Origin of the sequence: Paenibacillus sp. RUD330, assembly GCF_002243345.2 — a bacterium.
Classification (GTDB): Bacteria; Bacillota; Bacilli; order Paenibacillales; family Paenibacillaceae; genus Paenibacillus_O.
The window spans coordinates 1375176-1388310 of sequence record NZ_CP022655.2 but is presented as its reverse complement, the minus strand read 5'-3'; the positions used below and the strand labels follow the sequence as shown (position 1 = coordinate 1388310).

Annotated in this window: 12 protein-coding genes; 5 read left to right on the top strand and 7 right to left on the bottom strand. The window is 60.1% G+C overall.

The annotated features are described in order from the left end of the window. The first annotated feature begins 559 nt into the window (after positions 1 to 559). On the top strand, positions 560 to 1075 hold the full coding sequence (locus CIC07_RS06040) for a GNAT family N-acetyltransferase (RefSeq protein WP_076359377.1): 516 nt from the start codon (positions 560 to 562) through the stop codon (positions 1073 to 1075). Positions 1076 to 1194: 119 nt separating this feature from the next. Here CIC07_RS06040 and CIC07_RS06035 read toward each other — a convergent pair whose 3' ends face one another. The 5 genes from CIC07_RS06035 to CIC07_RS06015 all read right to left on the bottom strand — a co-directional run bounded on the left by CIC07_RS06035 (position 1195) and on the right by CIC07_RS06015 (position 5704). Then, complete coding sequence (locus tag CIC07_RS06035) at positions 1195 to 1869, bottom strand: L,D-transpeptidase family protein (protein ID WP_083688670.1); 675 nt, start codon at positions 1867 to 1869, stop codon at positions 1195 to 1197. 663 nt (positions 1870 to 2532) lie between these two features. Continuing rightward, complete coding sequence (locus CIC07_RS06030; protein WP_076359376.1) at positions 2533 to 3300, bottom strand: ABC transporter permease; 768 nt, start codon at positions 3298 to 3300, stop codon at positions 2533 to 2535. Beyond that, positions 3300 to 4007, bottom strand: coding sequence for an ABC transporter ATP-binding protein (locus CIC07_RS06025; protein ID WP_157742024.1), 708 nt, complete (start codon positions 4005 to 4007; stop codon positions 3300 to 3302). The genes CIC07_RS06030 and CIC07_RS06025 overlap by 1 nt, the downstream gene beginning before the upstream one ends. Before the next feature lie 132 nt (positions 4008 to 4139). Further along, a complete protein-coding gene (locus CIC07_RS06020; RefSeq protein ID WP_076359375.1) occupies positions 4140 to 4865 on the bottom strand; it encodes a TVP38/TMEM64 family protein in 726 nt (241 codons plus the stop codon). Positions 4866 to 4909: 44 nt separating this feature from the next. Further along, positions 4910 to 5704 carry a COG4705 family protein gene (locus CIC07_RS06015; protein WP_076359506.1) on the bottom strand — a complete coding sequence of 265 codons (795 nt, stop codon included), beginning with the start codon at positions 5702 to 5704 and terminating at the stop codon, positions 4910 to 4912. 143 nt (positions 5705 to 5847) lie between these two features. On the opposite strand from CIC07_RS06015, the gene CIC07_RS06010 reads away from it, so the two are divergent. Further along, positions 5848 to 6546 (top strand): response regulator transcription factor, encoded by a 699-nt coding sequence (locus CIC07_RS06010; RefSeq protein WP_076359374.1) that lies wholly within the window; start codon positions 5848 to 5850, stop codon positions 6544 to 6546. Positions 6547 to 6594: 48 nt separating this feature from the next. Here CIC07_RS06010 and CIC07_RS06005 read toward each other — a convergent pair whose 3' ends face one another. Further along, on the bottom strand, positions 6595 to 7278 hold the full coding sequence (locus CIC07_RS06005) for a response regulator transcription factor (RefSeq protein WP_076359373.1): 684 nt from the start codon (positions 7276 to 7278) through the stop codon (positions 6595 to 6597). Further along, positions 7275 to 8744, bottom strand: a complete 1470-nt coding sequence (locus CIC07_RS06000) for a sensor histidine kinase (protein ID WP_076359505.1) — start codon at positions 8742 to 8744, stop codon at positions 7275 to 7277. The genes CIC07_RS06005 and CIC07_RS06000 overlap by 4 nt, the downstream gene beginning before the upstream one ends. Before the next feature lie 495 nt (positions 8745 to 9239). On the opposite strand from CIC07_RS06000, the gene CIC07_RS05995 reads away from it, so the two are divergent. From CIC07_RS05995 to CIC07_RS05985, 3 genes are all read left to right on the top strand, one after another. Next, positions 9240 to 9842, top strand: a complete 603-nt coding sequence (locus CIC07_RS05995; RefSeq protein WP_076359371.1) for an undecaprenyl-diphosphatase — start codon at positions 9240 to 9242, stop codon at positions 9840 to 9842. A 78-nt stretch (positions 9843 to 9920) separates the two neighbouring features. Then, on the top strand, positions 9921 to 11123 hold the full coding sequence (locus tag CIC07_RS05990; protein WP_076359370.1) for a MalY/PatB family protein: 1203 nt from the start codon (positions 9921 to 9923) through the stop codon (positions 11121 to 11123). Between the two features lie 525 nt (positions 11124 to 11648). Continuing rightward, the gene (locus tag CIC07_RS05985) at positions 11649 to 13067 is read left to right on the top strand and encodes an FAD-dependent oxidoreductase (RefSeq protein WP_076359369.1); all 1419 of its coding nucleotides are present in this window, start codon (positions 11649 to 11651) and stop codon (positions 13065 to 13067) included. The last annotated feature ends 68 nt before the right edge of the window (positions 13068 to 13135 follow it).

Genomic DNA, 13135 nt, shown 5'->3' with positions numbered 1-13135 from the left:
AACGCGGCGGTTCGCGCTGAAACCTGGACGCTGCGCCGTCCACAAAACCTTTGCCTAGACTGTGCAAGAAGGAGATAACCAACTTGTAAGCGCTATCATATCCAGGCAAAATAGATTGTAGCATTCTCCCTGAACAGGAGGTACCCTCTGAATCCGCTCAAAAAACCCCTCGAAATCAGACATGGGGCTGTCTTCTTGGAAGGGACGGCACGGACGGCATTCATGCCTCAGGACAGGGCTCTGACACATCTTGAGACAGCGCTCATCCGACTTTCGTTGCATCATCGAGGCAGCACTCAAGGAATTCCGCCCATCATAGAGGCAGGACTCAAAGGAATTCCGCCCATCATAAGGCAGCGCTCAAAGGAATTCAGCCCATCATAAGGCAGCGCTTTAATAAAGTTCGCCCATCATGGGCGGCATTCTAATGACTTTCAGAGACTGCATTTTCCTAATGCTGACAACAGGCTGTCAGGAAAAAGATGTATGCTGGAATCAGCACCATCCATATGCAGTTTCATCCCACTGCAATCCATGTACGATCAAAGGAGGATTTTCCATGTCGAAACCATTGCCTTCCGTATCTCTGCGACCCTATGCAAAGGATGATTCCTACCTGCTTCAGCTTGCCAACGCCCCCGACATGACCCGCTATATCGGAGGACCGGAGACCGAGGAGAAGGTTGTTGCGCGGCATGAGCGCTATTTGGCTTTGCAGCATCACGCCACCGACCGGATGTTCACCATCCTCCTTCCGGATGGCACCCGGGCAGGCTGCATCGGCTGCTGGGAGCATGTATGGAACGGGCAGAGCGTTTATGAGATGGGCTGGTTCACTCTCCCGGCTCTTCAGGGACAGGGGATCGGAACGGCTGCGCTCAAAGCCGCCGTCGCGTTTGCAGCCTCGGAAAGAAAATTCAGCCATGCATGCGCGTTCCCCTCCGTGCTCAATCTGCCGTCCAATGCGATTTGCCGGAAAGCCGGCTTCGATCTCGTCGGCGAATGTCGATTCGAGTATCCCAAAGGGAGCTTCATGACCTGCAATGAATGGCGTGTGAAGCTGTGGAACGATTGATCTGGTCCTCGGTATCGAACGCTTGGCCCCCTCCTTCCAGACGACAACCAAGACGGAAGGATCGGAAGCCTGCGTTTTCTCCAGACACAAGCATTACCCGGGAAATAGTCCCTTGGACCTTAGCGATTCGACATGAAAATCATCGGTTCGCGCGCGGAATCAAGACGTCCCATGAGCTTCAGCATGGTGGACTCCGATATCGCGACACAGCCGGCCGTCGGCTTCGAGGAGCTTCTCCATAGATGGAGGAAGATCGCGCTTCCTTTGCCGGCGACGACGGGATGTGTATTGTACTCGATCACCATGGCGTAGCGGTACAGCGGCTGCTTGAGCCGTTCGAAGGAATTCCACAGACGCGAAGGATCGCCTTCCGAACGGATCCAGCGGTTGTAATCCCGTGATTCGGGATCGTCGATCCAATAGTCCGAGCTGTCGGTAATCGCATAGGGCATCTTCAGCCCGGGCGGCTTTACGGAACTGCCGAAGGCTTTGCCCAGCTTGAACAAGCCTTCGGGAGTTTTGCCGTCCCCCTCCTTCTGCTTGCCCATGCCTTCGCGGCCGATCACGGCCGGCGCCTCGCCGAGCGTGCGGATCCATCGTCCGCCCTGCTTTTCCCACAAAGACAGCTTCGCCTTGAAGCCGGAGGAAGCTGCTGCCACGACAACGACCTGCAAGGAGCCCTGCTCATCCGCTTGAGCTTGCCACTGGGCGTTCCGAGCCGCCGCCCGCCCTCCTCCCAGCAGCGAGATGCCGATGCAGCATGCCGCGACCCATAGGAACGGTTTCTTCGACATTCCCCTCTCTCCCTTCGATAAGCTCTTATTCACCTATGTAACCTTTAACGGCTTCATTCAAAAAAGTTCCTCAGGAGGGCAAGCCGGCGGGGGAGCCAGCGGTCTTCCTTTTCCGGAGCGCGGGCGAGCCTGCAAAAAAGCCGGATTCCCTTTTGACGGGAATCCGGCGTGAAAGTCAAGCAGCCGACGGAAGAAGTTGTCTCTCTGGCACATTGTGTGTCTGGCACATTGTGTGTCTGGCACATTGTGTGTCTGCACGTTGTGTTTTCCATGTTGTTTTTCTAGCATGTTGCGTCTCTCGCACATTGAGTCTCTCGCATGTGATGTCACTCGCATACTGTGTCTTTCACATGTTGTGTCTCTTGCACATTGAGTCTCTCGCACATTGAGTCTCTCGCATGTGGTGTCACTCGCATACTGTGTCTCTCGCATGTTGTGTATCTCGCATATTGTGTATCTCGCATATTGTGTATCTCGCATATTGTGTCTCTAGCACGTTGTAGTTTCATCTCATGCCCAATCGTCTATCTGCATCTCCCTGTCGCATGTGCACCGGACCTGCGTGTGTCTTGCGCTGCGTGTCTGATGTACGGGTGATTATGTTGCAGGGTGCTTCCCATATACTGCTATCCGGTTCTCTTGCACAGATCGTCTTCCGGTGCGTCAGTCCCCTCGTCCGCCGTAGCGGACCAGCATGCCGATGCCGTCCGAGAACAGCTTGCGGTAGGTCAGCAGACCAAGCAGCATGCTCGTGACCGCGGCCGAGCTCGTGAAAGCGAAGACGATCAGAATCTGGTAGCGGACGGCTTCCACCGGATCCGCGCCGGCGATGATCATGCCGGTCATCATGCCGGGAAGCTGGACGAGGCCGACGGTCTTCATGCCGTCGATTGTCGGAATCATGCTGTAGCGGACGGCGCGCTTCAGCGTCCCTTGCACCGCCTGGCGCGGGGATGCGCCGAGAGCGAGCAGCGTCTCGATCTCGCCGCGCGAGGACTCCGACTCCCGCATCAGCTGCGTCAGGAAGAGCCCTCCGGCGACCATCGCATTGCCGATCGTCATCCCGCTCAGCGGAATGATATAGCGGGGAGTAGGCTCGATGATGCCGAGCAGCAGCAGAATGCCCATCATCAGCAGCTCCGTGGCGAGCAGCGCGGCGGCCATTCTCCAGAAGATGCCGGGAATGCCCTTGCCCTTGGCGGAGGCGTTGCGGGCGGCAACGATGATCATGACCGCGATGATGGCGGCCAGCAGCCAATGGCTGCGGCTTTCGAATACAGCCTGAAGCACATAGCCGACTGCAAGCAGCTGCACCGCCGCGCGGATCGTTCCGACGGCGATGCCTTTCTCGAGGCCGAGCTTTTGCCAATAAGAGATGAACATGGTGATCATGATGAACAGAACCGTAAAGGCCAGCGCCGTATAAGACATCAGCTTTCCTCCGCCCCGCTTTCCCCAGGCTCGTCCAGCGATGGCCCCTTGCCCAGATACTCCAGCCCCTCGGGGGTTCCCGGACGGGAGAAGAAGCGGCCGGTGTCGGCATTCTCCAAGATCGTATTCCTTGCCATGAGCCAGATTCGGCTGCTCACCCGGGCAGCCTGTTCCTGGTCGTGGGAAATCCACAGCATGCCGGCTCCATGCTCCGATCTCCAACCCGACAGCAGCTTCTCGATGGACATCGCGCTGCCCGGATCGAGAGAGGCCGTGATCTCATCCAGCAGCAGGAAATGCGGCTTGAGCAGAAGCGAGCGGATCAAGGAGAGCCTTTGCTTTTCTCCTCCCGACAGCTCCGATGCGTCCTTGCCGGGGTCGATCGATCCCAGTCCCGCTTCATCCAGCAGGGCATAGGCCTGCTCGCGCTGAAACGGCAGCCCGTGCAGCGCGCTCGGTGCGGCCAGATTCGCTTCGACGCTGCCCGGCAGCATCACCGGGGTCTGGGACACGTACGCGACCTGCCTGCGCCATAGCCGCGCCTCCATGTCGGCGCAGGACTTCCCGTCGAGCTCGACGGAGCCGGAATCCGCCTGCTCAAGCAGCGAAAGAATCCGCAGCAGCGTGCTCTTCCCCTGTCCCGAGCGTCCCAGCACGACGACGGTTTCCCCGCTGGATACCGACCCGCTGACTTCCTGGAACAGCATGCGCCTGCCTCCGTCAGCCTTCTTCGCGGGGAGGCTCTTCGCGAGCCTATCCATCTTCAGGATATGAGTCAAATCCCGTTTCCTCCCGTCAGCCTGCCGTACCGGCGGATGCCGGCCGTGGCATGATGGGTCTCATTCTACCTCAGACCCGGCAGACGGACAAGCCGCCCGCTGCGAATCGTTTCCTCCCTTCGGAGCGGGCGCCGCCCTCTCTTTTCCGGCCCGTCGTCCATATCTGGAATAGAGCCAGCCGGCGGCGGCCAGCAGGAGGAGCAGGACGGCGGAGGCAGCCATCCCCGCGGGCGATCCTTTCTTCACTCCCGCATACAGCAGGATCATGGCGAGATGGAACGGAATCAGCCCGACCAGTGAAGTCCAAAAGAAGGTGCCGAAACGGACTCTCATCATCCCGCAAGCATAATTCACCAGATGGTAAGGCAGCAGCCGCGCGATCAGCAGGCTGACCCCGTTTCCCCGCGTGAGCAGCTCCTCTGCCTTGGCATACAGGCGGCCCGAGCCGACGCTTTGGCGCAGCGGCGCCGCCAGCATGCTGGCGAGCCAATAGGAGCCGGCCGCGCCGAGCACGCCGCCGGCATACGAGAGCACGCCGCCCCGGACGGCTCCATACATTTCCATCAGCAGGACCGACGTGAATTCTCCCGGCACAGGCGCGATGTTGACGGCGGTCTGAATGAGCAGGCCGGCCAGCGCTCCCATCCATCCGAACTGGCGGAAGTGGAGCAGGAGCGCTTTCGTCTCCCCCGAACGGATCAGGCAAGCCATGACCGCGCAGAGGAGCGCGAGCAGAAAGACGTTTCGGACGATTTGCTTGACGGGCGACGATGAACGGCTGGACATCGGCTGTCCTCCTTCCTTGAGGCCTCGGCTGCTCGGGTTCAGAATCAAGATTTCTGTTCCAGGGAAGAAGAGGCTCCGAAGTCGTCGCGGCGGGTTTTCGTCAAATAGACGACCAGGGCGATGATCGCCAGCAAAAAGAAGAAGCTGATGCCGCTTGTCCCCCATCCCAAGCCGCCCTCATCGCTCGGCTGAGTAAGATAGTCGCCGAGGGAAGCGCCCAGCGGACGAGTCAGGATATAGGCCGCCCAGAACGCCGGCACGGCCGCGGACGGGTGGATCCTGCTGGCCAGGTAGGTGAGGGCGGTCAAGGCGGCGACGATAGCAGCGGCCTCCAGGTAGCCGAGGCCAAGCCCTTCCGACAGCAGGTCTCCGGCAGCCGTTCCGAAGGCGAAGGTGAACAGGATCGTCAGCCAATAGAAAGCTTCCCTTCTCGGCGTTCGCACGGAATGGATGGAAAGCGTTTTTTCCGAGGCATGCCAGAGGAAGAAAACGATCGCGAGCAGCACGGCGAACAAGAGGCTGGAGAGCTCCAGCGGCACGCCCAAGCCATCGGTCAGATTATCCGTGATCAGCGTGCCGGTCACGCTGATCAGCACGACCGCGAGCCAATACGTCCAGGGAACGTACCGGCTGCTCCGGAATTGAAGGACCAGCGCTGCAATCAGGATCGCTGCCGTGACCAAGGTCGTATGGGCCAGACCAAGCCCAAGTCCTCCGTTCAGAAAATCTGCGGCCGTCTCGCCGACGGTAGTCGCCATTATTTTAATGAGCCAGAAATAAATCGTAATGCGCGGGACTTTGATCTCCCCGAGGCCTGCCTCTGAACTTGCCGTTGCCATGCCGATTTCCCCTTTCGCCATCTCTTGATCGACATCAGTCTAGCCTCCGATGTTCAGAAAACGGTAAGAGACGACGACGCTTCACTTTTATTTAAGAAACCGCAGCTACAATCAGTTCCATAGAGGGAAGGAGAGAGGACGGCATGCATGTTCTAGTCGTGGATCACCAGCCGAGGACGAGACGCCGGCTCATGCAGGAGCTTGGGCGGAGCGGCTACCTGCCCGAAGCGGCCTTCGACGGACGGGAAGGCTTGGACAAAGCCATGAAAGGGAAGTGGGATCTCATTCTGCTGGATGCGAAGCTGCCCGGCCTCAGCGGACTGGAAGTGCTCGCTCGAATCCGCAACCTGGACGAGCATACGCCGGTCATCATGCTGAATGCCGCCAAGTCTCTATCCGACAAGGTGGCCGGTCTTGACGGGGGAGCCGACGATTATCTCGTCAGGCCCTTCGAGATGGAAGAGCTGCTGGCGAGAATCCGCCGCTGCCTTCGGACCGGAAGCGCCGCTCCGCCCCGGCAAGGAGCGGCGGGGCGAAGGCTCGGGACAGGAGGGCTCCTGGTCGATACGGACCATCGGGAGGCGTTCTTATATGGAAAATCTCTTCGCCTTACGACCAAGGAGTACGACTTGCTGAGCTGCCTGCTCAGCCACAGAGGGCAAGCCCTGTCACGCGACCAGATCCTCGATTCGGTATGGGGGTATGATTTTGAAGGCGGTCCAAAAATTGTCGACGTCTATGTCGGCTACCTGCGCAAAAAAACCGGAAACGGCGGCAAAAGCAGCTCCGTCATCGAGACGGTCCGAGGCTTCGGCTACCGGATCCGGCGGGAATACAAATGATGAAGAAGCGCCTTTGCCGCTGCGTCGGCCAAGGCGCTTCTTGACATTCTATTCACGGAACCGATACCCGGAGCCCCATAACGTTTCAATATAAGGCACTTCCGTCTTGCCGTATTCGATCTTCTCGCGGATCTTGCGGATATGCACCGTCACGGTCTGGGCGTCTCCCAGCGCTTCGAGTCCCCAGATCCGGTCGAACAGCTGGTCCTTGCTGTATACCCGGTTCGGATTCGAAGCCAGGAAATACAGGAGATCAAATTCTTTTGTCGTCAGCACGACCTCCTCGTCCCGGACGAATACCCGTCTGGAATCGGGTTCGATGCGCAGCTGGCCGACCTGGATCTCGCGCGTGGCCCCCCTTCCGATCAGCCGCTCGTAGCGCGACAGATGGGCCTTCACTCTCGCTACGAGCTCAGCCGGCTTGAAGGGCTTCACGATGTAGTCGTCCGCACCGAGACCGAGGCCTCTGATCATGTCGACGTCCTCGCGGCGCGCGGTCACGATCAGGACCGGAATATCCAGGCTCTCCCGGAATCGGCGGCAAACGTCGAAGCCGTTCAGCTTCGGCAGCATCAAATCCAGCACGATCAGATCGTAGCGGCCTGCAAGCCCCATCTCCAAGCCCGCTTCTCCGTCTGCGGCGATATCGGCATGGAATCCGTTGATCTCCATATAGTCCCGCTGCAGCCCGGCAATGCTGGGCTCGTCCTCGATGATCAATATCCGCTTCATTTCTCCGCCTCCTTGGCATATGCTGCCGGCAGCGTCAGCTTGATGCAGGTCCCTTGACCAGGCACGCTGCCGGCTTCGATGCTTCCGCCGAGTCCTTCCATGATCTGCTTGGCGATGGCCAGTCCAAGCCCCGTGCCGCCTGTCCCCGCATTTCGAGATTCCTCCGCACGGAAGAAACGGTCGAAGATGAAAGGGAGAGCTTCGGCCGGGATTCCCGGGCCGTTGTCCCCGACCTCCAGCACGGCGCGGTCCCCGTCCGCATGCACGCGAACCGATATGGCCAGCTCCGGCTTATCGCCGTACTTGAGGCTGTTCTGAACGATATTCCCCAGTACGCGCTTGAATTTCTCCCTGTCGATCCGGACCCGCCATTCCGGTCCGGCCTCGATCTGCGCCTCCAGCCCCGCTCCCCGCTTTCCGAGCTCGACCGCCAGCTCGTCGGCCCAGTCGGCTGCGAATGCGCCCAGGGGAACCTCCTCAAAGTGGAACGGAATTCCCTTGAGGTCGAGCTTCGAATACAGGAAGAGCTCCTCGATCAGATGGCTCATCTCCGCGGTTTTCAATGAGATGGTCTGCAAATATAGCTCCGTCTTTTCCGGGGAGTTGGCTACGCCTTCCAGAATGCCGTCCACATATCCCTGAATGGATGTCAGCGGCGTCCGCAAATCATGGGATATGCTCGTGATCAGCTCCTTGCGGTTGTCCTCATATTGCCGCTGCAGGCGGATGGACTGCTGCAGCCGGCTCCTCATGTTCTCGAAGGCGATCCCGAGCCGGCCGATCTCGTCCTTGCCGGCGATGTCGACCGAGAAATCCAGATTGCCTTCCGTAATCTCCCCGGCTGCGCGCTCCAGCCTGCGCAGCGGCCGGATAATCCGCCGGGACATCAGGCTCGTCAGCAGGAGGTGGGTCGCCACCAGGATGAACAGCAGCGAAACGAACAGCAGCGGAAACAGCTTCCTGGCCGCGAACAGAAGCGGGTCGGTGCGCCTGAGCAGGAAGAGGCTTCCCTGATCCCCCTCCTCCGTCAGATAGTTGTACTGCCGGGCGGCATACAGCTCGCCTTCGTAGGTGATCGCGGGAAGCCCGCGCGCTTCGTGTCCAGCCGTGTAGGCAGGGAGGGAGCCCAGGAGCGCATCCTTGCCGCGGAGTGCGGCAGACACATAGAAAGGCTGGCCGTCGACGCGGACAAACAGCGCCTGGCCCTCGCTGGACAAGCCGCCGGCGAGATCGTCCAGATAGCCCTGATCGGTCAGAAGAGCTCGATTTCGGGCTATCGTATGCTTAAGCAGCGAGTCGTAATTGTCCTCATCCAGGCTTTCCAGCTGCGCCTTGAACATCGTCTTGAGCGGCACGAGCTCCCCGCGGAAGACGAATACGAGCAGCAGGGCCGTCATCAGCATCAGCAGCAGCGGAACGACAAGCATGGCGGCATAAGAGAGAAGCAGCTTAACACGTATGGACATCGTCATCCGCTCCGGTTTCCTTCGGCCTACACCGTTCAGGCTCAAGCCTCTTTACGGACAAACATAAGGGATTCGAAGCCAAAAAACAAGGCTGGAGGCGAGGCCCTGCCGAGGCCGAAAGCGATTCTATGCCGGAACGCGAAACCAGACGGCAGGCCATCCGGATCAGCCCCGGCGACAGCTCTCCATTCCCTTCTGGGGGAAAGCCGGGACCGCATCGGCTGCCTGCCCTCGCAAGCGGGCCTTCCTGCCGGAAGAAGCCCTTTGCTTATGTTGAGCAACGGGAGACAACGCCGATCCGCAAGCTCTGATGCCTCAACCTCTGCTTCCATCTGATCCCCGCCTTTCTCCTGCCCAGCATACGCTTCCGCTCTGAACATCCTGTGAAGCATTTATGAAAACATTCTTAACCGGCCCTCATTCCCCGCTTCATAAAATATTCATAATCGCTTCGTATAGTGGGATCTAACCTCCTTATGCGAAAGGTGATCATCCATGAATGAACAAATCTTCGAGATCGTCAACGGCTGGGCCGGCCGTTATGCCTGGCTGGACAGCCTTATGGTCTTCTGTGCGGAATATCTCGTATTCGTCATGCTCGGCATCCTGGCTCTGCTCTGGCTGACCGGTCGCGAGCGCAATCAAAAGACGGTCTTTCAAGCTGGCTTGGCCGCGGGACTCGCGCTGCTGGTCGGCATGCTCCTCATCTCTCCCGCCGTGAACCATCCGCGCCCGTTCGCCGCTTCCGAGCATGTGCATCAGCTGGTCGCGCACGCCGCCGACGCTTCTTTTCCGAGCGACCATTCTACGCTCGCCTTCGCGCTGGCCGCCAGCGTCCTGTTCGCCAAGCGGCGCACCGGCTTGCTGCTGCTCGCCATGGCGCTCATGACCGGTCTCGGCCGCGTCTTCGTCGGCGTCCACTATCCCGCCGATATCGCCGGCGCTGCGGTTCTCTCGCTGCTCGCCGCGCTCGCTGCGCACGTGCTGAGAAACCGCATCGATGCGTTGTCTGCTCCCTTCATCAGGCTGTCCCGGCGGCTGATGCGGAGCACGGCGACGCCTCTGCCGGCGGAGGAGGGAAAGAAGCTCTCGTCCTGACGGAAGCCAAAACTTGGTCCAGGCCTTATAATAGAGAGAACTGCCGACTGCAAGCAAAGGAAAGGGGCTATCCTCTCTATGACCATCCCATCTTCGCATTTTGACCAGCTCCACCCGTTCGATTCCATCTCCTCCGAGAAATGGGGGCTCCATCCCGGCAAAGACATCCTGCCGCTGTGGGTGGCGGACATGGACTTCGCCGCGCCGCCCGCCGTCCTCGAGGCGCTCCGGCAGCGTCTGTCGCAAGGCGTGCTTGGGTATACGAACACCTCCTCAGCGTACAAGGAAGCGGTCGCCGCATGGATGGGGCGCCGCCACGGCTGGGAGGTCGATCCGAGATGGATCCGCTTCTGTCCCGGAGTCGTCACTTCCCTCGGCGTCATCATCCGCGCCTGCACGACGCCGGGAGACCGGATCCTCATCCAGCCTCCCGTATATCCGCCGTTCCACAGCATCGTCTCGGACAACGGCCGCGAGCTCGCGCTCAACCCGCTGCTCGTCGATTCCGACGGCACGTACCGGATCAACTTCGACGAGCTGGAGGAAATGACGGCCGACGGCTCCGTGAAAATGCTCATCCTATGCCATCCGCACAATCCCGTCGGCAGGGTATGGTCCCGCTCCGAACTGGACAGGCTGTCGGAGCTGTGCCTGAGCCGGGGCATCCTGGTCGTGTCGGACGAGATCCACGGAGATCTCGTCCATGGAGAGCAAGCCTTCATTCCTTATGCCTCCCTGTCCCCGGCTGCCGCCTCGCGCTCCGTCATCTGCACGGCACCGAGCAAAAGCTTCAACATCGCCGGCTTGAACACCTCCAACATCATCGTTCCGGACGACGGACTCCGCAGCCTGATCACGGAGGAGCTGCGCCGCTGCTCGCTCAGCTCCATCTCCGTCTTCGGCTACGCAGCGGCAAAAGCCGCCTACGGAGAAGGAGAGGAGTGGCTGGATGAGGCGCTGGCCTACATCCGGGGCAATCTGGCCTATGTCGTTTCTTTCATCGGAGAGCGTATTCCCGAAATCTCCGTCAAGCTGCCGGACGGCACCTACTTGCTCTGGCTGGACTGTTCGGGGCTGGGGCTGGAGGATGCCGCCCTGCACCGTTTCTTCCTCGACGAAGCCCGGCTCCAGCTCAGCGCAGGCACGGCCTTCGGAAGCGGCGGCGCCGGCCATATGCGGCTGAACGCCGCCTGCCCGCGCTCCATCCTCGAGGAAGCGATGTCCCGTCTCGCCGATGCCGCGCAGCGGCTTCGGTCCGGCCAGCTGGCGAAGCCGGAATAACCCGGTTCCAGAGCGTGTCCATCCGGGGCAGTTCCCCTGTCCATCCGGACGCAAGCTCCAACGCCCCTCGCGCGCCGCGCGAGGGGCGTTGCTGTCGGCCGCAGCAGCCATTCCGTCCGCCTTGACGACGCGATGATCGTTCCCTTTGTTTGCGGCAGCACCGGCTTCCTTCCAAACTCCCCGGCAGCTTCCAAGCCCGATCTGTATTTCCCCATTCCGATCGGTTTCCACGGCGTTGAGCAGCCGGGACAATGGTGCCGCCGCATGTCACAAATTCGCAATATTCCCGGAGTCCGCGCCTATTGCATTCCCCTTCCGGCAGGTGTAAGATAAAGCCATGAAGAGATTGTGATTTATTTCACAACTTATTGCGGCGGTCTTGCCCATCCCAACCACGCTGGCCGAACTTATCCGGCCGAGGCCTCTCTCACACCGGCTCGTGGAAGCAAGGCCGCTGCTTTATCGGGTAGTATGTGATTTATTTCACAATTAAATCGAACTCAAACCTTCCGGGAGGAATTCACGATGAAAATAGCCGTTATTGGATGTACGCATGCTGGCACCGCCGCCGTCAAGACGATCGCAGCCGAGCACCCGCAGGCCGACATCACCGTATACGAACGCAATGACAACATCTCGTTCTTGTCCTGCGGCATCGCCCTTCATGTGGGCGGCGTCGTGAAGGATCCCGACAGCTTGTTCTACAGCCGGCCGCAGCAGCTCGCGGAGCTCGGCGTCACGACCCGCATGCTGCATGAGGTCATGCAGGTAGACACGGAGGCCAAGACGCTCACCGTCCGCAGCCTCGAGACGGGAGAGGAGTTCCGCGACAGCTACGACAAGCTGATCGTCACGACCGGCTCGTGGCCGGTCGTTCCCCGCATGGAAGGAATCGGCCTCGACAACATCCAGCTGTGCAAAAACTATTTCCACGCCAAGGAAATCATCTCGCGCTCGAAGGATGCGCGCCGGGTAGCCGTCATCGGAGCGGGCTACATCGGCATCGAGCTCGCCGAAGCGTTCCGGGAGCTCGGCAAGGAAGTCGTCCTGCTCGACAATATGGACCGCGTCATGGCCAAGTATTTGGATGCCGAGTTCACGACGCTGGCCGAGGAGGAGCTGGCGGGCCATGGCATCCGCACCGCCCTGGGCGAGATGGTGACGGGCTTCGAGGGAGAGGACGGCCGCGTGCAGCGGGTGATGACGGCAGGCGGCAGCTACGAGGCCGATCTCGTCGTGCTCTGCATCGGATTCCGACCCGGCACGGATCTGCTGAAGGGGCAGATCGACATGCTGGACAACGGCGCCATTCTCGTCGACGATTACATGCGCACGAGCAACCCTGACGTGCTGGCCGCAGGCGACAGCTGCGCCGTGCGCTACAATCCTACGGGCAAGCAGGCATACATCCCGCTGGCCACCAACGCGGTGCGGATGGGAACGCTGGTCGGCAAAAACCTGCTGGAGCCGCTCGTCCGCTACCGGGGCACGCAGGGCACGTCGGGCATCAAGCTGTTCGATCTCAACATCGCCTCGACCGGCATGACCGAGGAAGCCGCCAAGGCGGCGGGAATCGCAGCGTCCGCCGTCACAGTCCAGGAAGCCAGCCGTCCCGAGTTCATGCCCGACTATGAGGATGTCCTGCTCAAGCTTGTATATGAATCGGAGTCGGGACGCATACTGGGAGCACAGGTCATGTCGAAGGCCGATCTTACGCAAGCCGCCAATACGTTGTCGGTATGCATCCAGAACCGGATGACGGCGGAGGATCTGGCGTATGCCGACTTCTTCTTCCAGCCGCATTACAACCATCCGTGGAACCTGCTCAACAAGGCGGGGCATGCAGCCGAACGGCAGCGTGCCGGGGCTGCGCCGAAGACGGCTCCGGAGACCGCTCCGGGTGAGGAAGTCCGGAATGGCGGCCACCAGCGAAAAACCGCATGAGCAGCGGCTTTCGTATTGTCAACAAGGCCGCATGTAAGGTATAATCGGTAAAAAGACAAAGGCAATGT